Origin of the sequence: Streptomyces caelestis, from assembly GCF_014205255.1 — a bacterium.
Classification (GTDB): Bacteria; Actinomycetota; Actinomycetes; order Streptomycetales; family Streptomycetaceae; genus Streptomyces; species Streptomyces caelestis.
In genome coordinates, this window is record NZ_JACHNE010000001.1 from 2,448,107 (window position 1) to 2,472,600 (window position 24,494).

At 71.7% G+C, this 24,494-nt stretch carries 23 protein-coding genes and 2 pseudogenes; 18 read left to right on the forward strand and 7 right to left on the reverse strand.

The window, feature by feature from the left end; all coding sequences use genetic code 11:
- The first annotated feature begins 127 nt into the window (after positions 1-127).
- The 3 genes from aceE to HDA41_RS11055 are packed head-to-tail and all read left to right on the forward strand — an operon-like array spanning position 128 to position 4,451.
- Entirely contained in the window at positions 128-2,830 is a 2,703-nt protein-coding gene (gene aceE, locus HDA41_RS11045) for a pyruvate dehydrogenase (acetyl-transferring), homodimeric type (RefSeq protein ID WP_184983000.1), read from the forward strand.
- A 59-nt stretch (positions 2,831-2,889) separates the two neighbouring features.
- Positions 2,890-3,876 carry a helix-turn-helix transcriptional regulator gene (locus HDA41_RS11050; RefSeq protein WP_184983002.1) on the forward strand — a complete coding sequence of 329 codons (987 nt, stop codon included), beginning with the start codon at positions 2,890-2,892 and terminating at the stop codon, positions 3,874-3,876.
- A 56-nt stretch (positions 3,877-3,932) separates the two neighbouring features.
- A complete protein-coding gene (locus HDA41_RS11055; protein WP_184993307.1) occupies positions 3,933-4,451 on the forward strand; it encodes a DUF4240 domain-containing protein in 519 nt (172 codons plus the stop codon).
- Here the strand turns inward: HDA41_RS11055 and HDA41_RS11060 are convergent, their stop codons facing one another.
- Positions 4,452-4,670 (reverse strand): hypothetical protein, encoded by a 219-nt coding sequence (locus tag HDA41_RS11060; RefSeq protein WP_184983004.1) that lies wholly within the window; start codon positions 4,668-4,670, stop codon positions 4,452-4,454. It abuts the gene before it with no gap.
- Positions 4,667-5,602 (reverse strand): peptidoglycan recognition protein family protein, encoded by a 936-nt coding sequence (locus HDA41_RS11065; protein WP_230299389.1) that lies wholly within the window; start codon positions 5,600-5,602, stop codon positions 4,667-4,669. The genes HDA41_RS11060 and HDA41_RS11065 overlap by 4 nt, the downstream gene beginning before the upstream one ends.
- A gap of 215 nt (positions 5,603-5,817) precedes the next feature.
- Between HDA41_RS11065 and HDA41_RS11070 the strand changes: the two genes are divergently transcribed.
- The gene (locus HDA41_RS11070; RefSeq protein ID WP_184983006.1) at positions 5,818-7,002 is read left to right on the forward strand and encodes a MarP family serine protease; all 1,185 of its coding nucleotides are present in this window, start codon (positions 5,818-5,820) and stop codon (positions 7,000-7,002) included.
- A 10-nt stretch (positions 7,003-7,012) separates the two neighbouring features.
- On the opposite strand, the gene HDA41_RS11075 is transcribed toward HDA41_RS11070, so the two are convergent.
- Positions 7,013-7,510 (reverse strand): GNAT family N-acetyltransferase, encoded by a 498-nt coding sequence (locus tag HDA41_RS11075; protein ID WP_184983008.1) that lies wholly within the window; start codon positions 7,508-7,510, stop codon positions 7,013-7,015.
- Between the two features lie 68 nt (positions 7,511-7,578).
- Here HDA41_RS11075 and HDA41_RS11080 point away from each other — a divergent pair, with 68 nt between their 5' ends.
- Positions 7,579-8,481 (forward strand): TIGR01777 family oxidoreductase, encoded by a 903-nt coding sequence (locus tag HDA41_RS11080; RefSeq protein WP_184983010.1) that lies wholly within the window; start codon positions 7,579-7,581, stop codon positions 8,479-8,481.
- A 192-nt stretch (positions 8,482-8,673) separates the two neighbouring features.
- Positions 8,674-10,080 carry an NAD(P)/FAD-dependent oxidoreductase gene (locus tag HDA41_RS11085; protein WP_184983011.1) on the forward strand — a complete coding sequence of 469 codons (1,407 nt, stop codon included), beginning with the start codon at positions 8,674-8,676 and terminating at the stop codon, positions 10,078-10,080.
- Between the two features lie 86 nt (positions 10,081-10,166).
- Here the strand turns inward: HDA41_RS11085 and HDA41_RS11090 are convergent, their stop codons facing one another.
- A complete protein-coding gene (locus tag HDA41_RS11090) occupies positions 10,167-11,636 on the reverse strand; it encodes an NsdA family TPR-like regulatory protein (protein ID WP_184983013.1) in 1,470 nt (489 codons plus the stop codon).
- Between the two features lie 238 nt (positions 11,637-11,874).
- Here HDA41_RS11090 and lipB point away from each other — a divergent pair, with 238 nt between their 5' ends.
- The 4 genes from lipB to HDA41_RS11110 all read left to right on the forward strand — a co-directional run bounded on the left by lipB (position 11,875) and on the right by HDA41_RS11110 (position 14,989).
- Positions 11,875-12,675 carry a lipoyl(octanoyl) transferase LipB gene (gene lipB, locus HDA41_RS11095; RefSeq protein ID WP_184983015.1) on the forward strand — a complete coding sequence of 267 codons (801 nt, stop codon included), beginning with the start codon at positions 11,875-11,877 and terminating at the stop codon, positions 12,673-12,675.
- A gap of 94 nt (positions 12,676-12,769) precedes the next feature.
- Positions 12,770-13,735, forward strand: coding sequence for a lipoyl synthase (gene lipA, locus HDA41_RS11100; RefSeq protein ID WP_184983018.1), 966 nt, complete (start codon positions 12,770-12,772; stop codon positions 13,733-13,735).
- A 260-nt stretch (positions 13,736-13,995) separates the two neighbouring features.
- Positions 13,996-14,208: an SCO2195 family GlnR-regulated protein gene (locus tag HDA41_RS11105; protein ID WP_184983020.1), complete on the forward strand. Its 213-nt coding sequence runs from the start codon at positions 13,996-13,998 to the stop codon at positions 14,206-14,208.
- Between the two features lie 76 nt (positions 14,209-14,284).
- Positions 14,285-14,989, forward strand: a complete 705-nt coding sequence (locus HDA41_RS11110) for a DUF4191 domain-containing protein (RefSeq protein ID WP_184983022.1) — start codon at positions 14,285-14,287, stop codon at positions 14,987-14,989.
- A gap of 75 nt (positions 14,990-15,064) precedes the next feature.
- Here HDA41_RS11110 and HDA41_RS11115 read toward each other — a convergent pair whose 3' ends face one another.
- Positions 15,065-15,532: an RDD family protein gene (locus tag HDA41_RS11115; RefSeq protein WP_184983024.1), complete on the reverse strand. Its 468-nt coding sequence runs from the start codon at positions 15,530-15,532 to the stop codon at positions 15,065-15,067.
- Positions 15,533-15,742: 210 nt separating this feature from the next.
- On the opposite strand from HDA41_RS11115, the gene glnA reads away from it, so the two are divergent.
- The 6 genes and pseudogenes from glnA to HDA41_RS11145 form a co-directional block, all read left to right on the forward strand.
- Positions 15,743-17,152 (forward strand): type I glutamate--ammonia ligase, encoded by a 1,410-nt coding sequence (glnA, locus tag HDA41_RS11120; RefSeq protein WP_086854677.1) that lies wholly within the window; start codon positions 15,743-15,745, stop codon positions 17,150-17,152.
- Between the two features lie 111 nt (positions 17,153-17,263).
- Positions 17,264-17,536: an SCO2583/SCO2584 N-terminal domain-containing protein gene (locus HDA41_RS11125; protein ID WP_184983026.1), complete on the forward strand. Its 273-nt coding sequence runs from the start codon at positions 17,264-17,266 to the stop codon at positions 17,534-17,536.
- Between the two features lie 45 nt (positions 17,537-17,581).
- A complete protein-coding gene (locus tag HDA41_RS11130) occupies positions 17,582-17,953 on the forward strand; it encodes a cupin domain-containing protein (protein WP_184983028.1) in 372 nt (123 codons plus the stop codon).
- Positions 17,954-18,050: 97 nt separating this feature from the next.
- The gene (htpX, locus tag HDA41_RS11135) at positions 18,051-18,965 is read left to right on the forward strand and encodes a zinc metalloprotease HtpX (protein ID WP_184983030.1); all 915 of its coding nucleotides are present in this window, start codon (positions 18,051-18,053) and stop codon (positions 18,963-18,965) included.
- Positions 18,966-18,972: 7 nt separating this feature from the next.
- Complete coding sequence (gene pspAB, locus HDA41_RS11140) at positions 18,973-19,557, forward strand: PspA-associated protein PspAB (protein ID WP_184983032.1); 585 nt, start codon at positions 18,973-18,975, stop codon at positions 19,555-19,557.
- A 403-nt stretch (positions 19,558-19,960) separates the two neighbouring features.
- A pseudogene (locus HDA41_RS11145) lies at positions 19,961-20,965 on the forward strand (winged helix DNA-binding domain-containing protein); the annotation flags it as partial.
- 27 nt (positions 20,966-20,992) lie between these two features.
- On the opposite strand, the gene HDA41_RS11150 reads toward HDA41_RS11145, so the two are convergent.
- Positions 20,993-22,216 (reverse strand): RNA-guided endonuclease InsQ/TnpB family protein, encoded by a 1,224-nt coding sequence (locus HDA41_RS11150; protein ID WP_184983034.1) that lies wholly within the window; start codon positions 22,214-22,216, stop codon positions 20,993-20,995.
- A 256-nt stretch (positions 22,217-22,472) separates the two neighbouring features.
- Between HDA41_RS11150 and HDA41_RS11155 the strand changes: the two are divergent.
- Positions 22,473-22,661, forward strand: a pseudogene (locus HDA41_RS11155) (winged helix DNA-binding domain-containing protein); the annotation flags it as partial.
- A 28-nt stretch (positions 22,662-22,689) separates the two neighbouring features.
- On the opposite strand, the gene HDA41_RS11160 reads toward HDA41_RS11155, so the two are convergent.
- Complete coding sequence (locus HDA41_RS11160) at positions 22,690-23,301, reverse strand: TetR/AcrR family transcriptional regulator (protein WP_184983036.1); 612 nt, start codon at positions 23,299-23,301, stop codon at positions 22,690-22,692.
- A 104-nt stretch (positions 23,302-23,405) separates the two neighbouring features.
- Here HDA41_RS11160 and HDA41_RS11165 point away from each other — a divergent pair, with 104 nt between their 5' ends.
- Positions 23,406-24,461: an aldo/keto reductase gene (locus HDA41_RS11165; protein ID WP_184983038.1), complete on the forward strand. Its 1,056-nt coding sequence runs from the start codon at positions 23,406-23,408 to the stop codon at positions 24,459-24,461.
- Positions 24,462-24,494: the final 33 nt, after the last annotated feature.

Genomic DNA, 24,494 nt, shown 5'->3' on the forward strand with positions numbered 1-24,494 from the left:
TCGATCAGCGAGTTACAGTCGCCGACGGGCTTGCACCCGAGCCTCACGCCCTGTCCTGCCAAAGACAAAGGGCACCCCCGAACCCTTACCGATGAGGGAACCCCCTTCGACTGAGGAAGGCGGCGACATGACCGACCCCAACGCCATCCAGCCGAGCGAGCTCGACCAGCTCCCGGACCGGGACCCCGAGGAGACCGCCGAATGGCAGGCCTCCCTGGACGCGGTCGCCACGGCGGCCGGGCCGCACCGTGCCGCATACCTGATGCGGCGCACGCTGGAGCGCGCCGAGGGCGCCGGCATCGCGCTGCCGAAGCTCCTGGAGACCGACTACGTCAACTCCATCCCCACCGCCGCCGAGCCCGAGGTGCCCGGTGACGAGGCGATGGAGCAGCGGATCACCGCGTGGAACCGCTGGAACGCGGCCGCGATGGTCACCCGCGGCAGCAAGTACGGCGTCGGCGGCCACATCGCCACCTTCGCCTCCGCCGCCTGGCTGTACGAGACCGGCTTCAACCACTTCTTCAAAGGCAAAGAGGCCGACGGCTCCGGCGACCAGCTCTACATCCAGGGCCACGCCTCCCCCGGCATCTACGCCCGCGCGTTCCTCGACGGCCGTCTGACCGAGGAGCAGCTCGACAACTTCCGCCGCGAGTCGGGCGGCAACGGCCTGCCCTCCTACCCGCACCCGCGCCGGCTGCCCTGGCTGTGGGAGTTCCCGACCGTCTCCATGGGTCTGGGCCCGCTCTCCGCCATCTACCAGGCGCGCTTCAACCGCTATCTCACCAACCGCGGCATCAAGGACACCTCCGCCTCGCACGTGTGGGCGTTCCTCGGCGACGGCGAGATGGACGAGCCCGAGTCGACGGCGGCCCTGGCGCTCGCGGCCCGTGAGGAGCTGGACAACCTCACGTTCGTCATCAACTGCAACCTGCAGCGCCTCGACGGCCCGGTCCGCGCCAACTTCAAGATCGTGCAGGAGCTGGAGGCCCAGTTCCGCGGTGCCGGCTGGAACGTCATCAAGACGCTGTGGGGCACGGCCTGGGACGAGCTGTTCCAGCTGGACACCACGGGCGCGCTCGTACGCCGCCTGCGCCAGGTGCCCGACGCGCAGATCCAGACGTACCAGACCCGCGACGCGGCCTACATCCGCCAGGACTTCTTCGGCGGCGACCCGGCGCTGGCGGAGATGGCGAAGCTGCTGAGCGACGACAAGATCCTCGAGTGCTTCCACCTGTCGCGCGGCGGTCACGAGGCGCGCAAGGTCTACGCCGCGTACAAGGCGGCCGTCGAGCACAAGGGCGCGCCGACCGTGATCCTGGCCCAGACGGTCAAGGGCCACACCCTCGGCGAGGGCTTCGCGTCGAAGAACGCCAACCACCAGATGAAGAAGCTGACGGTGGACGAGTTCAAGAACATGCGCGACCTGCTCGGACTACCGATCAAGGACAGCGACTTCGTCGACGGCGTGGTGCCCTACGGCCACCCGGGCGCCGACTCCCCCGAGGTCCGCTACCTCCAGGAGCGGCGTGCCGCCCTCGGCGGTCCGGCCCCGGCCCGCCGTGTCCACCCGGTGGCGCCGCTGCCCGCCCCGGCGGAGAAGGCGTTCGCCTCCTTCGACAAGGGCTCCGGCTCGCAGAACGTGGCCACCACCATGGCGTTCGTCCGCCTGGTGAAGGACCTGGTCCGCGACAAGGAGACCGGCAAGCGCTGGGTGCCGATCGTCCCGGACGAGGCGCGCACCTTCGGCATGGAGAGCCTCTTCCCGTCCCTGGGCATCTACTCGCCCAAGGGCCAGACGTACGAGCCGGTCGACCGCGACCAGCTGATGTACTACAAGGAGGCCCGCAACGGGCAGATCCTCAACGAGGGGATCACCGAGGCCGGTTCGATGGCCGACTTCATCGCCGCTTCGACGTCGTACGCGACGCACGGCGAGACGATGATCCCGTTCTACATCTTCTACTCGATGTTCGGCTGGCAGCGCACGGCCGACCAGATGTGGCAGCTCGGCGACCAGCTCGGCCGCGGCTTCCTCGTGGGCGCCACGGCGGGCCGTACGACGCTGACCGGTGAGGGCCTCCAGCACGCCGACGGCCACTCCCCCGTCATCGCCGCGACCAACCCGGCGGCGCTGACGTACGACCCGGCGTTCGCGTACGAGGTCGCGGCCATCGTCAAGGAGGGTCTGCGCCGGATGTACGGCGAGGCGGCCCCGGGCGAGGACCAGAACGTCTTCTACTACCTGACCGTCTACAACGAGCCGCTGCCGCAGCCCGCGAAGCCGTCCGTCGAGGGCATCGACGAGGGCATCGTCAAGGGCCTGTACCGCTTCAACACGGCGGAGTCGGCGGGCATCACGCCTCCCGCCGACGCCCCGCGGATCCAGCTGCTCGGCTCCGGTACGGCGATCCACTGGGCGCTCAAGGCGCAGCAGTTGCTCGCCGAGGAGTGGGGCGTGGCGGCCGACGTCTGGTCGGCGACCTCGTGGAGCGAGCTGCGCCGGGACGCGCTGGAGGCGGACGAGGCTGGCTTGCGCGGCGAGGAGCGGGTGCCGTTCGTACGGCAGGCGCTCCAGGGCGCCGAGGGCCCGGTGCTGGCGGTGTCGGACTACATGCGTCAGGTCCCGGACCAGATCGCGCAGTGGGTCGAGCAGGACTGGTCCTCGCTGGGCGCCGACGGCTTCGGTCTGTCGGACACCCGTGAGGCGGCCCGCCGCCACTTCGGCGTGGACGCCGAGTCGATCGTCGTCGCGGCCCTGGCCCAGCTCGCCAAGCGCGGCGAGGTCAAGGCGACGGCCGTGAAGGAAGCGCGCGCGAAGTACGGCCTGTAAGGGCTGTTCGGCAGGAGGCCCCCGCTGCGGCGGGGGCCTCCTCCTGCATGATGTGCTGCATGCGCGCTGCCCGGCTCATCAAGATGGTGCTGCTGCTCCAGTCCCGGCCCTCCATGACGGCCGCCGAGCTCGCCCGTGAGCTGGAGGTGTCGGAGCGGACCGTGACGCGGGACGCCCAGGCGCTGTCGGAGGCGGGGGTGCCGGTGTACGCGGACCGGGGGCGGGCCGGCGGGTACCGGCTGGTCGGCGGGTACCGGACGCGGCTGACCGGGCTGCACCGCAGCGAGGCCGAGGCGCTGTTCCTGTCCGGGGTGCCGGGGGCACTGCGCGAGATGGGCCTGGAGGACGCCGCCTCGGCGGCCCGGCTGAAGGTGTCGGCCGCTCTGCTGCCCTCCTTGCGGGACGCGTCGAGGACGGCGGCGCAGCGGTTCCACCTGGACGCGCCGAGCTGGTTCAAGGAGCCGAAGACGCCCGCCCTGCTGCCGGCCGTCGCCGACGCGGTGTGGGACGACCGGCGGATCACCGCGCGCTACCGGCGCGGGGAGGACGAGGTCGTCCGGGAGCTGGAGCCGTACGGGCTCGTGCTGAAGGCGGGCGTCTGGTACCTGTGCGCACGGGTGGCCGGGGGCGGGTCCTTCCGGGTGTACCGGATCGACCGGTTCACGGCGGTGGACACGGCCGGGGAGCGCTTCGAGCGGGAGCCGGAGTTCGACCTGCCGGCCTTCTGGGAGGAGCGCGCGGAACAGTTCGCGCGGTCCCTCCTGCGGACCCGGGTCGTGGTCCGGCTCTCCCCCGACGGCGTGCGCAGACTGCCGTACGCGCTCGACTCGCTGTCCGCCCGCGAGGCCCTGGCGGACGCGGGCGCCCCGGACGGCGACGGCTGGGTGACGGTGGCCCTTCCGGTGGAGTCCGAGGAGGTCGCCCACACCCAGCTGACGGCGCTGGGCCCGGAGGTGGAGGTACTGGCGCCCGGGAGCCTGCGCGAGCGGTTCGCGGGGGACGCGCTGCGGCTGGCCGGGCTGTACCACCCCCGGGACGGCGTATAACGATCCCGCGCACTCCGGGTGCGCCCCTGTGCCCCAGGGCCGATGCTGGACCCGTGATGGACGAGACGGAGTTCTGGGAGCTGGTCGACGACGCCCGGGAGGCCGCCGAGGGCGACCCGGAGGAGCAGGCCGACCTGCTGGTGGAGCGGCTCGCGCAGCTGGACCCGGACTCGGTCCTGGACTTCGCCCGGCACTTCGAGTCCCGCTACAACCGTGCCTACCGCTGGGACCTGTGGGGCGCCGCCTGGGTGCTGCTCGACGGGGCGAGCGACGACGCCTTCGACTTCTTCCGGTGCTGGCTGATCGGCCAGGGCCGCCATGTCTTCGAGGGCGCCGTGCACGACCCGGACTCGCTCGCCGAGCTGCTGGACGACTTCGACGAGGAGATCGACGGCGACGGCGAGGAGCTCGGCTACGCGGCGGACGAGGCCTACGAGCAGCTCACCGGCACGGTCGCCCCCGACCCGGGGATCCCGCCCGCGCCCTCGGAACCGGAGGGAACCCCGCTGGACTTCGACGACGAGGGCCTGCTCGCCGAGCGCTATCCGCGGCTGTGGCAGCGCTTCAGGGGCTGATCAGGCGACCCGTCGGCGGCTTGTGTCGGACGGCAGGTACGCGTGCGTCCGGTCGGCCACGACCGCGTGGTACAGCGGGGCGGCGTTGGCCTGGTCGAGGGCGGACGCGGTGGCCGCGGCCGGGCCCAGGACGACCGTCGCGACCGCGCAGAGCACCGCCCAGGGAGCGCGTGCGACCCCCGCTCGGATCCCCGGGCTCCTCGTACGATCGTTGTTCATGGTCCCCACCTCCGGTCGGCTGCCTGTGGTGGTGACCGTAGGACGCCGGGATCTGAGGACGCTGCGCGCCGGCTGTGGCCGTCCTGTGGACCCGCCGGCCGGCCCTGCAACCGGGCCGCCAGCTGCCTGATCTCCGGCAGCCGGGCGTGCAGGGCGGCGCCCGGGCAGCTGGTCATGTAGCCGTCGTTGTGGCCGGCGAGGGCGGGCAGCTCGGCGGTGGTGCCCGCCGCGTACCGGCTCAGGCCGTTGCTGGAGACCAGGCGGACGCTCGCGCGCGGGTCGGTGCCGGTCAGGCCCAGCTTCCAGGCGGACAGCGCGGCGATGGCGTGGAGCATCGCCCGGGGCACGGGCAGGCCCGCGGTGAAGGTGCCGAGGGCGGCGACGCCGGTGGTGCGGTGGTTGAAGCCCTGGGTGTGGGCGCCGGTGACGGCCCGCTCGACGCCTCCGGCGCGGCCCTCGTAGACGGTGCCGCAGCGGTCGACGACGAAGTTGTAGCCGATGTCGTCCCAGTCACGGGTCCCGGTCTGGCCGGTGTACAGGTCCCGGAGGATGCGAGGCGCGTCGGCGCAGTCGTAGCCGTTGGGCGAGTCGGTGTGGTGGACGAAGACGGCGACGACCCGGTCGTCGTAGCGCGGGCGCGGCTGCTTGCGGGCGGCGTCGCCCAGCCACTGCGATCTCGGCACGATGTGCGGGCGCGGGGCCGCGTGGGGCGTGGCGGCGGGGCGGTGCGTGGCCGGGCGGGCGCTGGTCTCGGCGGCGTGCTCGACGCCGTAGGCGCACAGCACCAGCGCCATGACGGCGGCGACGCCCGGCAGGCAGCCGAGCAGCACGCGGGCCGCGCGCGGCAGTCCGGCTATGCCGGGTGCCCCGGCGGCGCGGTGCCCGCGCGCGCCCCGCCGTCTTCGGAAGAGCCGTCTTCGGAAGACACGCATGATCCCACTGTCGGCCTGATCCGGTCCGTCCGCGATGTGTGATGTGCCACCCGGTGGAACCATCGTCACGGTCCGCGACGTTTTTCCGAGTGCACGCGCGCGTGGCCGGTTCTGATCATCCACGCGGGTGTGACTGATCACCGGACCCGTCCCCCACGTACTTAGGGGCGCTTTCAAACACCCTCCAAGGGGGTTCCGAGAGAAAGAAGGCGTGCGTGGACCTGCTCGACATCCTGCTGTTGCTGGTCGTCCTGGCCTATGCGGCATCCGGCTACAGGCGGGGACTGGTGGCCGGCTGTGTGTCGCTGGCGGGCTTCGTGGGCGGTGCGGTCGTCGGTGTGTGGATCCTGCCGTGGGTGATGGACCTGGTGCCGCCGGGTACGACGCGCGCGACGGTGACTGCGGTGCTCACGGTGCTGCTCCCGGCGGTGGTGGGGCACGAGCTGGCGGGGCGCCTCGCGCTGAGGCTGCGGCGGGAGCTGGACCGGGGGCCGCTCCGCGTGGCGGACGGGATCGGCGGGGCGGTGGCCAACTCGGTCGCGGTCCTGATCGTGGCGTGGGTGGCCGCGAGCGTCCTGGGCGCCTCCTCGTCGCCGCTGGTCACCTCGGCGATCCGGGACTCGCGGCTGCTCGGCGCGGTGCAGCGGACGATGCCGGACACGACTCCGGCCTGGTTCTCGGAGGCCACGTCCGCGCTGACCCAGGCGGGATTCCCGCAGGTCTTCAACCCGTTCGAGAACGAGTCGACGGCCGAGGTCGCCAGGCCCTCGGGCGACAGCGTCACAGCGGCCGCGACGAGCGCCGCCAAGCTGAGCACGGTCAAGGTCGAGGGCGTCGCGGGCACCCAGGGCCGCGAGGGCAGCGGGTTCGTGTACGCGCGGGAGCACGTGATGACCAACGCCCACGTCGTGGCGGGCATCGACGAGCCGACCGTGCAGATCGGCGGCGTCGGGCGGGCGTACGAGGCGCGGGTGGTGCTCTTCGACCCGCAGAAGGACGTGGCCGTGCTGTACGTGCCAGGTCTCAGGGCGCCCGTGCTGCGGTTCGACGACGAGGCCCGGCGCGGCGACTCGGCGGTCGTCGCGGGCTATCCGCAGGACGGCGACCTGAACCTCCAGGCGGCGACGGTCGCGAACCGGGTCCAGGCGACGGGCCAGAACATCTACAACGACGACACGGTCACCCGCGAGATCTACTCGATCCGCTCCACCGTCCGCCCCGGCAACTCCGGCGGCCCCCTCCTCACCACGGACGGCCGGGTCTACGGCGTGGTCTTCGCCCGCTCCACCTCGGACGCCGAGACGGGCTACGTGCTGACGGCGGCCGAGGTCTCCTCCGACGCCGAGCGCGCGGCGAACGCGACGGCGCCGGTGGACACGGGCGAGCTGGCCGAGTCGTAGGAGCCCCGGCTCAGAGGGAGCGCCCCATCAGCACGTCGTCGACGTACGTCCCGTCGAGCAGGAACTCCTCGGGCAGGATCCCCTCCACCACGAATCCCTCGGCCTCGTAGAGCCCCCGGGCCGGGGTGTTGTGGGCGAGGACGCGCAGGGTGAGGCGGCGGGCACCGTGCCGGCGGGCCTCGCCGACGGCGGCCCGGACCAGCTCCCGCCCGACCCCCCGGCCGCGCGCCTCCTCCGCGACGGCGAGGCCCTGGATCTGGCGGACGTGCCGGTTCGAGGCGGCCGGCGTCGGGAAGCCGAGCAGTACGTATCCCGCCAGGCGGCCACCGAGTTCGGCGACCAGGCAGTCCCCGGGGGTGTGCCGCTCGCCGAAGAACGGCGGGTACGGCGGCTGCGGCCGGGGCACCACGGCGTGCAGGTGCGACCACGCGAGGCGGTCCAGCAGGGCCAGGCCTTCGCCGTCATCGGGCACGGCGGTGCGGACGCGGAGTTCGCGGGGCTCGGACATGGCGTCACCCTACGGTGGGAGCCGTCGCCGTACGCCGGATTTATGGCGCCGACGGGCAGGATGGGCCCATGGAACGCTCACGAATCGCAGTGGCCGGTGCGTCCGGTCTCATCGGCGGCGCCCTGGCGCGGTCCCTGGCCGCGGACGGGCACGAGGTGGTGCGCCTCGTGCGCCGTACGCCCCGGGCGGCGGACGAGGTCCGGTGGGACCCGGAGGGCGGGCGCGCGGACGCGGCCGGGCTCGCCGGGTGCGACGCGGTGGTGAACCTGGCCGGGGCGGGGGTCGGCAACCGCCGCTGGACGGACGCCTACAAGCAGCGGATCCGCGACAGCAGGGTGAGCGGAACGGCGGCGCTCGCCCGGGCCGTCGCCTCGCTGGACGAGAAGGACCGGCCGCGGGTCTTCGTGAACGGCAGCGCCATCGGCTACTACGGCGAGACCGGGGACCGGACCGTCGACGAGAGCGCACCGGCGGGCGAGGGCTTCCTGCCCGAGCTGTGCGTGGAGTGGGAGGCCGCCACCGCACCCGCCCAGGAGGCCGGCGTCCGCACGGTGTTCACCCGGACCGGGCTGGTCGTGTCCCGCAAGGGCGGTGCGTGGGGGCGGCTGTTCCCGCTGTTCCAGGCCGGGCTCGGCGGGCGGATGGGCGACGGGCGGCAGTACTGGTCGTTCGTCGCGCTGCACGACGAGGTCGCCGCGATCCGGCATCTCATCGACACCGACGGCCTGTCCGGGCCGTTCAACCTCACTGCCCCGAACCCCCTGACGAACCGTGAGATCACGGCGGCGATGGGACGCGTGCTGCACCGCCCGACCCTGTTCGCCGTGCCCTCGCCCGTACTGCGGACCGTGCTCGGCGAGATGGCCGGCGATGTGCTCGGCAGCGCCCGGGTGCTGCCGACGCGACTGCTGGAGTCGGGGTTCCGGTTCGCCTTCCCGGACATCGAGGGGGCGATCCGGGCGGCGTTGTGACGGGCCCCGGAGCCCCTACGACCACTTCATGCCCACAAGGTCTCGATATGCGACCGCCGTGCGACCGTGCCCTGTCGATGCGCGACTCCCCCTGACCGGTCACGGCCCTACTCTCGACCAGAACTCGCGTATCCCTGGGGCCTGTTGAGGGCATGACGTCTCCAGCGCCCGCGCAACCTCGAGGAGGGGCACGTGCTTGAGCCCGCTTACCAGGCGGACGTGGTCGTCGTGGGGGCCGGGGCCGCCGGACTCTCGGCCGCGCACCGGCTGACCAGCGCAGGAGTGACCACCATGGTCCTGGAGGCCGCCCACGGGGTCGGCGGCCGCATGGCGACGGAGAAGGTCGACGGCTTCCGGCTCGACAGAATCGGCCAGTTGCTGTCCACGGCGTACCCGGAACTACGGCTGACAGCCGGCCTCGGCGGGCTCGCGCTGCGCCCCTTCACGCCCGGGGTCCTGCTGCACGGCGACGGACGCCACCATCGCGTGAGCGTCCAGTCGGGCACAGGGGGCGCACGAGGCGCACTGCACGCGGTGCGCGCTCTGGCTAGCGCCCCACGGTCGCCGTCCGCGCCCAGGCCGCTCAGGAGGCCGGTGGCGGTGCCCGGCCGGCAGGTCTCGGTGCCCCGGAGCCGGTCCGGTGCCCCGCTCGGCACGGCCGTCGACCAGGCCCGCCTGGGTGCCGCCCTGACCCGGCTGGCGGGCACACCGGCCGAACGGCTGCTGGCCCGCCCGGAGTTGCCCGCCGGTGAGGCGCTGGCGGCCCGCGGGCTGCCCGCCCGGACGATCGACGGCTTCCTGCGTCCGCTGCTCGCCGCTCTGCTGTGCGACCCGGACCTGACGACGTCCAGCCGGTGCGCGGATCTCGCGCTGCGCGCCTTCGCGAGCGGCCGGCTGTGCCTGCCGGAGGGCGGCGCCGAGGCTCTGCCGGAGCTGCTCGCGAGCACCCTGCCGCCGGGCACCGTGCACACCGGCGTGCGCGTCACCTCCGTCTCCACGACCTCGGTGACGACCGCCGAGCACGGCGAGATCCACTGCCGGGCGGTGCTGGTGGCGACGGACGCGAGGGCGGCGGCCGAGCTGCTGCCCGGGTTGCGGGTGCCCGACTTCCACCCGGTGACGGTGGTGCACCACACGACCGACGAGCCGCCGGGGACGGGGGCGTCGCTCTTGCTCGACGCGGACCTGGGTGGGCCGGTCGCGCATACGGCCGTGGTCAGCCGGGTCGATCCGTCCCGCGCTCCGGCGGGGCGGGCGCTGGTGTCCTCGACGGTGCTGGGGCGGCCGCCGGGGGACGTCGACACGGCTGTGCGGATGCATCTGGCCCGGCTGTACGGGGTGTCGACGGCTCGGTGGGAGACGTTGGCCGTGCATCACACGGCACAGGCCGTGCCGGCGATGCGGCCGCCGCACGATCTGCGGCGGCCGGTGCGGTTGATCGCCGGGCTGTATGTGTGTGGTGACCACCGGGATACCAGTACTGTCCAGGGCGCTCTGCACTCTGGACATCGTGCGTCCGCGGCGATCCTGGCGGACCTGGGGGCGGGACGGTCGATACATGCTGCTGATCCGCTGCCGACAGTGCCGCGGGCTGCGTAGGCGGTTTGTCGGGTGCGGGAGCGCCGGGGCTGGTCCGCCCACGCGGCGGAGCCGCACATCGGCACAGCCCCGCGCCCCTGAAGCCCTCACCCCAAGGCCGCTACCTTGTCGCGGTAAGTCCGCACGGGAGCCGCGTCCTTGTACGGCTCCAGTCGCCGCTCGAAGTCCCTCACGTACTCCACCGCCCGTACCGAACGCATGTCCGCCGCCTGGCCCGCCGCCTCCGCGGCCAGTTGGCAGGCCTGGTCGAGTTCGCCGAGGCCGAGGCGGGCGGTGGCGAGGACGACACGGCAGAAGAGGCGGCTGCGGGCGTAGGACGGGGCCCGGAGCTGGAGAGAGCGTTCCGCGTGCTGGGCGGCGGCGCGGAACTGTTGCAGGTCCCGGTGACAGTGCCCGAACTCGTCGGCGAGCTGGGCCTCGTCGAAGAACCTCGCCCAGTGCGGGACCTCGTCCCCGGCCCGGGCCGTCTCCAGGGCGCGCTCGGCGCGGACCAGTGCGGCCGTGCAGGCCCGCACCTCGCCGAGCACGCCGTGCCCGCGCGCCTCGGAGGCGTGCAGCAGCGCCTGGACGACGGGCGGCGCGGAGGTGCCGACGCCCTGCTGTGCCACGCGCGCGAGTTGCACCGCCTCCCGTCCGTGCCCGAGGTAGACGGCCTGCCGGCTCATGGTGACCAGCACGTACGCCCCGTACGCCCGGTCCCCGGCCGCCTGGGCGAGCCGGAGCGCCTGCACGAAGTAGCGCTGGGCGAGTCCGTGCGCGGCGATGTCGTACGACGTCCAGCCCGCGAGCCGGGTCAGGTCGGCGGCGGCGGCGAGCAGCCGGCGGCCGGTCTGCTCGCCGTAGGTGCCGCGCAGCATGGGCTCGCACTCGTGCTCCAGGTAGCGCACGAGGGCCTGGCGGGCGTGACCGCCGCCGTAGGCGTCGTCGAGGGTGCGGAACAGCTCGCCGACCGAGCGCAGGGCGGCGATGTCGCCGGCGGTCACCTTCTGACCGGGTCCGCGTTCGGCCTGCCCGCGCTGGCGGGGCAGGGACGCCACGCCCGGCTCGGCCGAGGGCCGGAGGGCGCGCCCCTGGGCCGGGATGCGGGCGGCGGGCGGCTCACCGCGGGCCACCTTCTCGTCGGCCCGCCCGATCAGCCAGTCCCGGCTCGGCACGACGAGGCCGGCCGGCGTGAAGGCGATCTTGCGCAGCTCGGCGTGGCTGCCGGAGTCCTTGCGCCACAGCCCGCTGACGATGTCGACGGCCTCCTCGGGGGTGGACGCGAACTCCAGCCCCGCGTAAACGGGCGCGCAGGCGTCCAGGCCGAGGTCCTGGGCGGTGAGGCGGCGGCCCAGGCGCCGGGTGAAGACCTCGGCGATCAGCGCGGGCGTGGTCCCCCTGGGCTGCTGGCCGCGCAGCCACCGGGTGACGGATGTCTTGTCGTATCGCAGATCGAGCCCGTGTTCGAGGCCGAGCTGGTCCACGCGACGGGCGAGACCCGCGTTGGAGAACCCCGCTTCTGCGATGAGCGCGGCGAGCTGTCGGTTGGGGGTGCGCTGCGCGGGTCGTTCCGTCATGGTGCGGTGCGGTCTCCTGCCTTCCGGTGTGGGTGATCTGCCGGATTGCCTGTGAGCAGGCCTTATGGCTTGCTGGACGGCGCGAATGTAGCGGAGAGTAAACACCCCATCACACATTTTCCCGGACATTCATCCGATCGTGTGAGGATTGGCCCCAGGACTGACGTGTCCGGGCCGGACGTACAGTGGCTTGGGCGCGATACGTGCCTGACACACCCGTTCGAGGGAGGCGCTTGCCGTGAGTGAGTTGCGGTTCGTCCGCATGGGGTTCGGTGACGAGGCCGTCGAGTACCAGGCGGCGTGGGACGAGCAGCGCCGAGTGCACGCGGCGCGCTTCGCGGACGAGATCCCCGACACCGTACTGCTCCTGGAGCACCCCCCGGTCTACACGGCGGGACGGCGCACGGCGGACAACGAGCGGCCCCTGGACGGCACGCCGGTCATCGACGTGGACCGCGGCGGCAAGATCACCTGGCACGGCCCCGGCCAGCTGGTGGGCTACCCCATCCAGAAGCTCCCGCGCCCGGTGGACGTCGTGGCCCATGTACGCCGCCTCGAAGAGGCCCTGATCCGCACCTGCGCGGAGTTCGGCCTGGAGACCACCCGGGTCGAGGGCCGCAGCGGGGTGTGGGTGCTGGGCGACCCGGTCGGGCAGCGCCCCGCGCTCGGCGGACTGGCCCTGGACTTCGACCCCCGGCTGCACGACGAGGAGTTCGACCCGCGCATGAACGGCCCGGAGTACGCGCCGTCCAACGCGGGTCAGCGCCGGGAGGACCGCAAGATCGGCGCGATCGGCATCCGCGTGGCCAAGGGCGTCACCATGCACGGCTTCGCGCTCAACGTGAACCCGGACAACAAGTGGTTCGACCGGATCATCCCCTGCGGCATCCGCGACGCGGGCGTCGCCTCCCTGGCGAACGAACTGGGCCGCGACGTGACGATCGAGGAGGTCCTGCCGGTCGTCGAGCGCCACCTGAGGGACGTACTGGAGAACGCGGAGCTGAAGCCGCGGGAGATCGAGAAGACGACGGCGGCATAAAGCCGCTCCTGGACGGGCTAGCACCCACACAGGCATTCAAATCAACGGGCGTACCCTTGAGGGCGCCGAAGAATCAATCGCTAGGGAGCCGGTCGTGTCCGCAGTCGCACCCGACGGACGCAAGATGCTGCGCCTGGAGGTCCGCAACAGCCAGACCCCCATCGAGCGCAAGCCCGAGTGGATCAAGACCCGGGCGAAAATGGGCCCCGAGTACACCAAGATGCAGAACCTCGTGAAGAGCGAGGGCCTGCACACGGTCTGCCAGGAAGCCGGCTGCCCCAATATCTACGAGTGCTGGGAGGACCGCGAGGCGACCTTCCTGATCGGCGGCGACCAGTGCACCCGGCGCTGTGACTTCTGCCAGATCGACACCGGCAAGCCCGAGGCGCTGGACCGCGACGAACCCCGCCGCGTCGGCGAGTCCGTGGTCACCATGGACCTGAACTACGCCACGATCACCGGCGTCGCCCGCGACGACCTGGAGGACGGCGGCGCCTGGCTGTACGCGGAGACGGTCCGCCAGATCCACCAGCAGACGGCGGGCCGCGAGGCCGGCCGGACGAAGGTCGAGCTGCTGGCGCCCGACTTCAACGCGGTCCCGGAGCAGCTGGAGGAGGTCTTCTCCTCCCGTCCGGAGGTCTTCGCGCACAACGTCGAGACGGTTCCGCGGATCTTCAAGCGGATCCGCCCCGGCTTCCGCTACGAGCGCTCCCTGAAGGTCATCACCGAGGCCCGCGACTACGGCCTCGTCACCAAGTCGAACCTCATCCTCGGCATGGGCGAGACCCGCGAGGAGGTCAGCGACGCGCTGAAGCAGCTGCACGACGCGGGCTGCGAGCTGGTCACCATCACGCAGTACCTGCGGCCCTCCGTGCGCCACCACCCGGTGGAGCGCTGGGTCAAGCCGCAGGAGTTCGTGGAGCTGAAGGACGAGGCCGAGCAGATCGGCTTCTCCGGTGTGATGTCGGGCCCGCTGGTGCGGTCCTCGTACCGCGCCGGGCGGCTCTACCAGATGGCCATGGAGCAGCGGGACGCGCGCATCGCGGCCCAGGCCGTCTGACGAACCGTCACCGTCCTTCCCGCCAACGGGCGAGACAAGCGTGTGAATTCGCGCACAAGTCGCTACCCGCCGGTAGCGACCGATATGACGCGGTCCTGACCGTCCTCGCAGATGAGGGCACATGTCAGGACCGCGTCCGCGTTCCACCACTTCCCGCCAGGGCTTCATGGGTGTTTGACCGGTCGGTCATGCCCTGGTAACACCAATCAGTGACGCTGGACTCACAGCATGTACACCGCTCCCGAGGGGGGACCTGACCCATGCAGGCCGCGCCCGTTCGCGCCACCGCGATTCCGTCCTTCACCACCGCCCTGCGTGCCGTCGAGACGCTGCTGCTGAGCAGCGGTCAGCGCACCGCCCGCCGCAACGCCTGGACCTCCGTGCTGGAGGACCGCCGTCGCGCCAAGGACCGGGTCGAGGCGCAGCGCGTCCTCGAGCAGTCCGTCGCCCGGTCCCTGTCCGTCCACCCCTGAGGCCCGCCCCCTCCCCCGTGAGCTCCCGCGGACACTGCCGTCGTAGGCGCTTGTGGGGCCACGTAGACTTCGTGGCATGGCGAGGAAGGAACCTGCAGCGGACGCTGCGAATCCCGGGCGACTGAAGCAGATCGCCCTGACCTACAAGATGACCCGCAGGGCCGACAAGAAGATCGGTCTTGTACTCGCGGCAGTCGGAATCGTCACCTTCGGTGTCTTCCTCGCGATCGGTTTCTTGATCGGTCACCCCATCTATGCCGGCATCCTGGGCCTCCTGCTCGCCTTCCTCGCGACGGCGATCGTGTTCGGGCGCCGGGCCGAGCGGGCCGCCTTCGGGCAGATGGAGGGCCAGCCCGGTGCCGCGGCGGCGGTGCTCGACAACATCGGCCGGGGGTGGACGACGACCCCCGCGGTGGCGATGAACCGCAACCAGGACGTGGTGCACCGCGCGGTCGGCAAGGCCGGCATCGTGCTGGTCGCCGAGGGCAACCCGAGCCGGGTGAAGTCGCTGCTCGCCGCCGAGAAGAAGAAGATGAACCGCATCGTCGCGGACGTCCCGGTGCACGACCTGGTCGTGGGCACGGGCGAGGGCCAGGTCGAGCTGAAGAAGCTCCGCACGACCATGCTGAAGCTGCCGCGCGTGCTGACCGGCCCGCAGGTCACCGCCACCAACGACCGGCTGCGCGCCCTGGGCGACCTGATGAGCAACATGCCGTTGCCCAAGGGGCCGATGCCGAAGGGCATGCGGATGCCGAAGGGCGGTGGGCCGAAGGCCCGCTGACCACCCGCGCACCACGTGAAGAAAGGGGCGCCCGGATCACTCCGGGCGCCCCTTCGTTCACGTTCGTTCGTCCTGTCAGATGCGGACCTCGACCGTGCCCGCCAGCCGGTCGTGCAGGCCCCGGCCGTCGCGGTCCCAGATCAGGGCGGGGATCGCGAGGAAGAGCAGGACCGTGCGCAGCGCCGCGCGCCACGGGCTGACGCTGCCGGTGTCCAGGGCGAGCACCCGCAGGCCGAGGAGCCGCTTGCCCGGCGTGAAGCCGACCGTACCGAGCGTGAGCACCATCAGGGCGAACATGATGAGCGGCGCCCAGATCTGGGCCGCTTCGTTGTAGCTCTGGGTGATGAGACCGTATGCGATCAGGAGGCTCAGGCCCCAGTCCACGGCGAGGGCGCCGAGCCGCCGCCCCGGGCGGGCGATCGAGCCGGGTCCCTCCTCGGGCAGACCGAGCTGCTCGCCCCGGTATCCGAAGTCGACACCGGCCTCTTCCGCTGCCGCACGGGGCCCGGAAAGCCACGATCCGAGTGCTTGCCTGTTGTCCACCCGTCCACGGTACTGCGCCCGTAAATGACCAGGGCACGGCGGGGTGCGTCGGGACTACGGTGGAAGGTGAGCCGGTTAACTTGTGCGAAACAAATGAGTCACGCCCGAGAAACCACCCGTCCCTAGGGTCGAGGTCAGCGTGTGCCACCCGCACTGGCCGCACGAACGAACTACCACCCCGGCGGGACGGTCGGGAGTAGGAGGAGCTGGATGTTCCAGAACGCCGACGAGGCCAAGAAGTTCATCGCGGACGAGGACGTCAAGTTCATCGACGTCCGCTTCTGCGACCTCCCGGGCGTGATGCAGCACTTCACGGTGCCTGCTGAGGCGTTCGACGCGGACGAGGAGCTGGCCTTCGACGGCTCGTCCATCCGCGGCTTCCAGGCCATTCACGAGTCCGACATGGCGCTGCGCGCGGACCTGTCGACCGCCCGTGTCGACCCGTTCCGCCGTGACAAGACGCTGAACATCAACTTCTTCATCCACGACCCGATCACGGGCGAGCAGTACTCCCGTGACCCGCGCAACGTGGCGAAGAAGGCCGAGGCCTACCTCGCCTCCACCGGTATCGCCGACACGGCGTACTTCGGTCCCGAGGCCGAGTTCTACGTCTTCGACTCCGTCCGCTTCGCGACCACCGCGAACGAGTCCTTCTACCACATCGACTCCGAGGCCGGCGCCTGGAACACCGGTGCGCTCGAGGACAACCGTGGTTACAAGGTCCGTTACAAGGGCGGCTACTTCCCGGTCCCGCCGGTCGACCACTTCGCCGACCTGCGCGCCGAGATCTCCCTGGAGCTGAACCGGGCCGGCCTTCAGGTCGAGCGCCAGCACCACGAGGTGGGCACCGCCGGCCAGGCCGAGATCAACTACAAGTTCAACACGCTGCTCGCCGCGGCCGACGACCTCCAGCTCTTCAAGTACATCGTGAAGAACGTGGCGTGGAAGAACGGCAAGACGGCGACCTTCATGCCGAAGCCGATCTTCGGTGACAACGGCTCGGGCATGCACGTCCACCAGTCCCTGTGGACGGGCGGCTCCCCGCTGTTCTACGACGAGGCCGGTTACGCGGGCCTGTCGGACACCGCCCGCTACTACATCGGCGGCATCCTCAAGCACGCTCCGTCGCTGCTGGCCTTCACCAACCCGACGGTGAACTCGTACCACCGCCTGGTCCCCGGCTTCGAGGCCCCGGTGAACCTGGTCTACTCGCAGCGCAACCGCTCCGCGGCCATGCGTATCCCGATCACGGGCTCGAACCCGAAGGCCAAGCGCGTCGAGTTCCGCGCGCCCGACTCCTCCGGCAACCCGTACCTGGCGTTCTCGGCGCTGCTGCTCGCGGGCCTGGACGGCATCAAGAACAAGATCGAGCCGGCCGAGCCGATCGACAAGGACCTCTACGAGCTCGCCCCCGAGGAGCACGCGGGCGTCCCGCAGGTCCCGACCTCGCTCCCGGCCGTCCTCGACTCCCTCGAGGCCGACCACGAGTTCCTCCTCCAGGGCGACGTGTTCACGCCGGACCTGATCGAGACGTGGATCGACTACAAGCGCACGAACGAGATCGCGCCGCTGCAGCTGCGTCCGCACCCGCACGAGTTCGAGCTGTACTTCGACGTGTGATCGACGCCTGATCGAGGCACTACGACCGCGCCCCCGTTGTCCGTACGGACAACGGGGGCGCGGTCGTATGTTCTATTCTGCTGGGAGGACCCACACGGGGGTGGAGAGGGAATGCCCCAGCACGAACAGGACGGCCAGGAGCGCGAGTTCGACCTCAGATGGGCGGACAGCGCCGAGCACAAGGAGCCCTCGGCGCGGGCCCGTATGCTCGCCGCGCGCTGGAAGCACAATCCGCCGGGGCCCGTGCCCTTCCGGCCCGAGCCCGACCACAGGTCGTCCGGCCGCCGGTCCCGCTCGTCGTGGATATCGACGGCCGTGGTGCTCGGCTCCGTGGCCGCGGTGATCCTGCTGCTGGGGTACATCAACTTCCGGGCGCCGTACTAGAGCGTGCGGGGCCGATCAGGGCGGCAGCTGTTAGCGTCCGGCCCCGTGGACGACGGTGTGTACGTGGGCAACGCGGGCGAGGACGCTGCGCTGGACCGGGGGTGGCTCCTCGGGCACTTCAAGGACGTCGGCGATCCGCGGCACAGTGAGGCCGTCGAGATCAAGTGGGGTGTCCACCCGGCCGGTGACGAACGGTCGCAGTGGGTGCGGGGTGAGGAACGGACCGCGCTGCTGGTTCTCGTCAGCGGGCGCTTCCGGGTGGAACTCCCCGGTCGCGTTGTCCTGCTGAAGCGGCAGGGGGACTACGTCGTGTGGGGGCGCGGGGTCGATCACTCCTGGTTCGCCGAGGAGGAGTCTGTGGTGCTGACGGTTCGGTGGCCGTCCGTGCCCGGATACGCGGTGGTCAGGGGCGGCTGACGCCTTTGCCCGGTCCGGGGGTGATCGCGACCCGTTCATGGGCGAGGGCAGGTGCACACTGGCAGTGGGACGAGTGCCTGACTGCGGGGTGATGCAGATGCACAGCCGTTTCCGGAGTGACCGGCGGTTGACCACCCGTATGGGGATCACGCTGTTCCTGCTCGGGTTGGTGTACGTGGCGTTCGTCGCCGCGTTGATCGTGCTGCTGAAGTCGTGGGTGCTCGTCGTGGTGGTCGCGGCGGCGGTGCTCGGGGCGCAGTACTGGTTCTCGGACCGGGTCGCGCTGTTCGCGATGCGGGGGCGGGTCGTGGAGCGGGAGGAGTTTCCCGAGCTGCACGGGGTCGTGGACCGGCTCTGTGCCATCGCGGACATGCCCAAGCCGGTGGTGGCCGTGTCCGCTATGGACATGCCGAACGCGTTCGCGACGGGGCGGAATCCCGACCACGCCGTGGTCTGTGTGACGACCGGGCTGCTCAGGCGGCTGGAGCCGGCCGAGCTGGAGGGCGTGCTCGCGCACGAGCTGTCGCATGTGGCGCACAAGGACGTCGCGGTGATCACGGTCGCCTCGTTCCTCGGTGTGCTCGCGGGGCTGATCGTGCGGTTCGCCTTCTACTCGCAGCTGTTCGGCGGGGGCCGCAGGGACCAGAACACGGCGGTGGTCTTCGCCGCGGTGATGGGCGTGTCGGCGGCCGTGTACGCGGTGAGTTTCCTGCTGATCCGGTCCCTGTCCCGGTACCGGGAGCTGGCCGCGGACCGCGCGGCCGCGCAGCTCACCGGCCGGCCCTCGGCGCTGGCCTCCGCCCTGACCAAGGTGTCGGGGGACATCGCCCGGATCCCGACGAAGGACCTGCGCACGGCCCAGGCATTCAACGCCTTCTACTTCACGCCCGCGCTGGGCCGCGAGCCCGGTGTCGCGCGGCTGTTCTCGACCCACCCGAGCCTGGAGCAGCGGCTCGACCAGCTGGGCCGGATCTCCGCCGAGCTGGGCGAGGCGGCACCGGGAGGGGTGTGAGCGGGGCATGGGGCTGCTGGACATACTGCTCGGCCGGACGAAGCCGGTCGCGCCGGATCTCGACCGGCTCTTCGCGCTGCCGTCGGCAGCCGTGACGCTGGAGGCCGCTGCGGGCTTCACCCCGACCGGGCAGGGCGCGGTGTGCTTCGCCACGGTCGAGGGCGCGGCCTTCGAGCAGACCCACCGCGAGGTGCAGGCGCTGCTGGACGCGGACAGCGACCGCGACGGCCCGCCGGTGGAACTGCGGCAGGACGAGTACGGCTACTCCTGGCTGGTCTCGCACCGCGCCCCCGACCAGCTGGCACCGCTCGTCACGGACCTGCACGCCGTGAACAGCCAGATGGAGGTCAACGGGTTCGGCCCTCAACTGCTGTGCTCTCTGGCCGGGTTCCGGGACCGGTCGGGTCGGCGGCTCGGGCTGGTCTACCTCTACAAGCGCGGCACCTTCTACCCGTTCGCGCCCCTGCCGGGAGAACCCCAGCGGCGTGACAACGCGCTGGAGCTCCAGGTGCGGGCGGTGCTCGCCGGCGACCTGCCGATCGAACAGGACCTGGGCCGCTGGTTCCCCCTGTGGGGAGCGCCCGGTCTGTGATCGCCACTGTGTGATCGCCCCTCACGAGGCCCGGCCGCGTGAGGGAATGGCCCCGTGAGCGAGCTGATCACCTTCACCCATCGTGTCGACGGTGAACGACTCAGCGGGCTGTCCGGCGGTACTGCCCCGGGTGAGCCGGCCAGGGCGACCGCCGTACTGCTGCACGGCGCGGGCAACGGCAGCAAGGAGCGGCTGGTGCCGTTGCTGTCGGAGTTCGCCGCGCACGGCTGCCACGCCCTCGCCTTCGACTTCTCCGGGCACGGGGAGAGCACCGGCCTGCTGCGCGAGCTGAGCCTGCGCCGCCGCTTCGAGCAGGTGGTGGCCGGTGCGGGTGACGGCCGATTGTCAGTGGCGTTCGCGATGATGCGGTCGGGTCGGAGGGACGTGACGAACGGAGGCCGGTATGAGCAACGGGGCGCGGCGGTACATCGGGGTGGCGGAGCGGCGTGCACGGCTCGCGCTGCGGCAGCGGCTGGCCGGGCAGGCGCGGGCGGGCACCCCCGAGGAGGTCGCCGGTTCGCTCGTCGCCCTGCACGGCACGGACCCGGCGACGGTGTACCTGGCCGTGGGCGCGCGGCTCGCGGACCCCGCGGCGACGGTGGCGGAGACCGGGCGCGCGCTGTACGAGGACCGTTCCCTGGTGCGGATGCACGGCATGCGGCACACGGTGTTCGTGTTCCCGACGGTCCTGACCGCCGTCGTGCACGCCTCGACCGGCCTGGCGGTCGCCGCCCGGGAGCGGGCCGCGCTGCTCAAGGACATGGCGGCGGCCGGGGCGCCGGACGTGGCCTGGCTGAACGAGGTCGAGGAGTCGGCGCTGGCGGCACTCGCCCGGCGCGGGCAGGCCACGGCCGCCGAACTCGCCCAGGACGAGCCGCGGCTGCGCGAGCAGTTCGTGTACGCGGCCGGCAAGAGCTACGAGGGGCTGCACACGGTCTCGACCCGGCTGCTGAAGGTACTGGGCGTCGAGGGGAAGGTCGTACGCGGTCGGCCGCTCGGCTCCTGGACGTCCAGCCAGTTCCGCTGGGCCATGGCACCCGAGCACCCCGAACCGGACCCGGCGCAGGCGCAGGCGGAGCTGCTGAGACGGTGGCTCGCCGCGTGCGGTCCGGCGACCGAGGCCGATCTGAAGTGGTGGACGGGATGGCGGGTGACGGAGGTCCGCAGGGCGCTGTCCGCGATCGGGGCGCAGCCGGTGTCGCTGGACGAGGGCACGGGCTACGTGACCGACGGCGACCTCGACGAGGTGGCCCCGCCCGGCGAGCCCTGGGCCGCGCTGCTGCCCGCCCTCGACCCGACGGCGATGGGGTGGCAGCAGCGCGACTGGTATCTCGCGCCGGAGCTGCGGCCCCTGCTGTTCGACCGCAGCGGGAACGTCGGGCCGACGGTGTGGTGGAACGGACGCTTGACTCCTCCCCTCCAGGGGATTCCTGGCTCAGGCTGCCTCCTGGAGCACCGCTCCAGGAGGTCTTGCGCCATCAGCACCAGCCGGGTTGAGACCAGCCCGGAGAAGCATCACGCGTGCGGAGTTCTTGTCCCGTGGGGACGCGGCCCCGCACGCGGTGCAGGTGTAGGTGCGCTCACCCAGCGGCAGTGCATGCTTGGCTCTCGTCATGCAGTTGGCGCAGTCCATCGTGGTGTGCGCGGGGTGGACCAGGCGGACGTCCCGCCCGTGCTTGCGGCCCATCTCGAGCAGAGCGGTCTTGGTGGCGCCGATGGCGGCGTCCGCGGCCTTGCTGGCCATCGTGCTCTTGGCGAGGAACCTCGGGCGGAAGTCCTCCACCGCGACGGCGTCGTGGTCGCGGACCACCTTCTTGGCCCACTTACGGCCCGTGTCCTGGCGCTGCCGGGCGACCTTCTTGTACGCCTTGGCCCGCAGCTTCTTCGCCTCGCGGTAGCCCTTCGAGGCGGGCTGGCCCTGCTTCGGCCTGCGACGGGCCATCATCCGGTCGTACCGGGTCAGTTCTTTTCGGGCCTTCCTGCCGTGCCTGGGGTGTGGCAGGTCGTGTGTGTCGGAGGTGGTGGTCGCGGTTTCGTTCACGCCCCAGTCGACACCCAGCACCCGACCGGTGGGCGGCAGCGGCTGCACCTCGGCGGGTACGACGAAGGAGCCGTACCAGTGCCCCAGGCTGTCCTGGTACACACGCACCGAGGACGGCTCAGCCGGCAGCTCCCGCGACCACACCACCCTCACCACGACCCCGCCCGCCAGATGCAGACGGCCGTCCTTCAGGCGGAATCCACGCTGGGTGTAGTTCAGGGTCGGCAGTGCCTCGCGCTTCTTCTTGTGCGTGGGCATCCCCGCCCGGCGCGCCATGGGCAGGCGCTCTTTGATGTCTTTCTGGGCCTTGGCGCGGGAGCGGCCGAAGTCGCGGACGACCTGCTGCTGGACAACCGAGGAGCCCTCTCGCAGCCACGGAATCGTCCGCCGGGCCTCGGTCAGCAGCCGGTCGAGCTGCGCCGGCCCACACGTCAGCTTCTCCCCCGTCGCCTGGTTGTGCAGGTGCGCGGCCTTGGACTTGGCGACACACTCGTTCCACAGCCACCGGCACCGGTCCCACTCCGCCATCAGCGCCACGCGGGCGGTAGAGGACACACGCAGCCGGAAGGTGTAGCGAGCATGCCCCGCCGCCTCCACGGCCGCCCCCACGTGCGTCATCCCGCCCCCTCCCACAACGACAAGGCGTCCCGAATCCTGCAAAGGACCATACGTACGATCACCGCACACACGTCCCCCGATGCCGCAGCAACCACCCCCACCAGCGACAAAAGGCACACGCGTTCGCATCATCATGGAAGCATCGGTCAGCGTTCCGGGCGCTCCGCGCCCGGAACGGGATAGGGCGACGCTCCGCGCCGCAACACCCGGATGCGATTCCTCCCCGGCGTGAACGCCGGGGCATCCTCGCAAGAAACAGGTGATCGGCGGGTGGGCCCAGCGGCCCGACGGGGAGATCGTCTGGCGGATCCTCGACGAGGAGGGCGTGGGCCGGGAGGCGCTCGCGGCGATCGAGAAGGAAGCGGAGCGGCTGAGCGGGTGGGTGGGGGCGACCAGGATCACGCCACGCTTCCGGACGCCGCTGGAGAAGGAGTTGGCGGCGTAGCCAGGAAGGGCGTCGGGTCTCAGCGGCGTCAGGACCGTACGTAGACCCCCGCCCGCGCCGCGGTCGCCGCCGCCTGCGCAGCCTGGTCGGCCATCGACTCGTCGAGACGGCCGCCACTGATCAGCAGGTGATAGTAGAGCGGGGCGGACACGGCACGGACCACCTCGTGCGTGTCGGTGCCCTCGGGTACCTCGCCCCGGTCGACGGCCTGCCGGACACAGGGGGCCCACTCCCTGACGCGGATGTCGTAGAAGCGGTGCAACGCCGCGGCCGTCTTCGTGTCGCCGGTGGCGGCGGCGATCAGCGCCTTGAACAGCGGCCCCTGCCGAGGGTCCGTCAAAGTCCGCTGCACGAGCCTGGCGTTCGCCGTCAGGTCGCCGAGCAGCGAACCGGTCTCGGTGCGCGGCGCCGACTGCTCGGCCATGTCCGCCAGGAGATCCGCGACCAGCCCGGTCACCGTTCCCCAACGGCGGTAGACGGTCGTCTTGCCCACACCGGCACGGCGAGCGATGTCGGCCAGGTCCAGGCCGGTGAACCCCTGCTCGGTCAGGGCGTCCTCGGCCGCCCGCAGCACCGCCTCCCGGACCCGCGCCGTGCGCCCCCCGGGCCGCACGGTCCCCGGCTCGCCCCCATCAGCCATAACGGCACTCCTGTTCCATTAAGCCCTTCCCCCTGTTACTTTAGTAGCCATTAACGAAACAACAGCCCCGTTAACAGTGGGGTCGCTCCCGGAAGGGGACCGAGATGGAATACAGGCGACTGGGCGCGTCGGGGCTCATGGTTCCGGCGCTGAGCTTCGGAGCCGGAACCTTCGGCGGCCGGGGCCCGCTGTTCGGCGCGTGGGGCAGCACCGACGCGCGGGAGGCGCGCCGCCTGGTGGACATCTGCCTGGACGCGGGGATCACGATGTTCGACACCGCGGACGTCTACTCCGCCGGCGCGTCCGAGGAGGTACTCGGCGAGGCGCTCAAGGGCCGCCGGGACGAGGTGATCGTCTCCACCAAGACGAGTCTGCCGATGGGTGACGGACCGGGCGACGCGGGCTCCTCCCGCTCCCGGCTGATCCGTGCCTGCGAGGACGCCCTGCGCAGGCTGGGCACGGACCACCTCGATCTCTTCCAGCTCCACGCCTTCGACGCCGGGACACCGGTGGAGGAGGTGCTGGAGACACTCGACTCGCTGGTGCGGGCGGGCAAGGTGCGTTACACCGGCGTCTCCAACTTCTCCGGCTGGCAGGTGATGAAATCCCTCGCGGCAGCGGAGCGGCACGGCCACCCGCGCCATGTGGCCCACCAGGTGTACTACTCCCTCATCGGCCGCGACTACGAGTGGGAGCTGATGCCGCTCGCCCTCGACCAAGGCCTCGGCGCCATCGTCTGGAGCCCTCTCGGCTGGGGCCGCCTCACCGGCAAGATCCGCCGCGGCACACCGCCCCCGCCCGGCAGCCGGCTGCACCGCACCGCCGACTACGGCCCGCCCGTCACCGACGAGCACCTCCACGGCGTGATCGACGCGCTGGACGAGATCGCCGAGGAGACGGGCAAGGCGGTGCCGCAGATCGCCCTCAACTGGCTGCTCCAGCGGCCGACGGTGTCCTCCGTGCTCATCGGCGCCCGCGACGAGCGGCAGTTGCGCCAGAACCTCGGCGCCGTCGGCTGGAACCTCTCCGCCGAGCAGGTGGCGAGGCTCGACGCGGCGAGCCACCGCCCGGCGCCGTACCCCTACTTCCCCTACGAGCGGCAGGAGGGCTTCGCACGCCTGAACCCGCCGGTGTTCGCGGCACCGGGCCGGGCGGCATGACGAAGCGCCGGGCACCCCGCGGAACAGGGCACC

Coding starts and splice junctions, on each gene's coding strand:
- aceE (WP_184983000.1), top strand. CDS start 128: ATGACCGACCCCAACGCCATCCAGCCGAGCGAGCTCGACCAGCTCCCG.
- HDA41_RS11050 (WP_184983002.1), top strand. CDS start 2,890: ATGCGCGCTGCCCGGCTCATCAAGATGGTGCTGCTGCTCCAGTCCCGG.
- HDA41_RS11055 (WP_184993307.1), top strand. CDS start 3,933: ATGGACGAGACGGAGTTCTGGGAGCTGGTCGACGACGCCCGGGAGGCC.
- HDA41_RS11060 (WP_184983004.1), bottom strand. CDS start 4,670: ATGAACAACGATCGTACGAGGAGCCCGGGGATCCGAGCGGGGGTCGCA.
- HDA41_RS11065 (WP_230299389.1), bottom strand. CDS start 5,602: ATGCGTGTCTTCCGAAGACGGCTCTTCCGAAGACGGCGGGGCGCGCGC.
- HDA41_RS11075 (WP_184983008.1), bottom strand. CDS start 7,510: ATGTCCGAGCCCCGCGAACTCCGCGTCCGCACCGCCGTGCCCGATGAC.
- HDA41_RS11080 (WP_184983010.1), top strand. CDS start 7,579: ATGGAACGCTCACGAATCGCAGTGGCCGGTGCGTCCGGTCTCATCGGC.
- HDA41_RS11090 (WP_184983013.1), bottom strand. CDS start 11,636: ATGACGGAACGACCCGCGCAGCGCACCCCCAACCGACAGCTCGCCGCG.
- HDA41_RS11105 (WP_184983020.1), top strand. CDS start 13,996: ATGCAGGCCGCGCCCGTTCGCGCCACCGCGATTCCGTCCTTCACCACC.
- HDA41_RS11110 (WP_184983022.1), top strand. CDS start 14,285: ATGGCGAGGAAGGAACCTGCAGCGGACGCTGCGAATCCCGGGCGACTG.
- glnA (WP_086854677.1), top strand. CDS start 15,743: ATGTTCCAGAACGCCGACGAGGCCAAGAAGTTCATCGCGGACGAGGAC.
- HDA41_RS11125 (WP_184983026.1), top strand. CDS start 17,264: ATGCCCCAGCACGAACAGGACGGCCAGGAGCGCGAGTTCGACCTCAGA.
- htpX (WP_184983030.1), top strand. CDS start 18,051: ATGCACAGCCGTTTCCGGAGTGACCGGCGGTTGACCACCCGTATGGGG.
- pspAB (WP_184983032.1), top strand. CDS start 18,973: ATGGGGCTGCTGGACATACTGCTCGGCCGGACGAAGCCGGTCGCGCCG.
- HDA41_RS11150 (WP_184983034.1), bottom strand. CDS start 22,216: ATGACGCACGTGGGGGCGGCCGTGGAGGCGGCGGGGCATGCTCGCTAC.
- HDA41_RS11160 (WP_184983036.1), bottom strand. CDS start 23,301: ATGGCTGATGGGGGCGAGCCGGGGACCGTGCGGCCCGGGGGGCGCACG.
- HDA41_RS11165 (WP_184983038.1), top strand. CDS start 23,406: ATGGAATACAGGCGACTGGGCGCGTCGGGGCTCATGGTTCCGGCGCTG.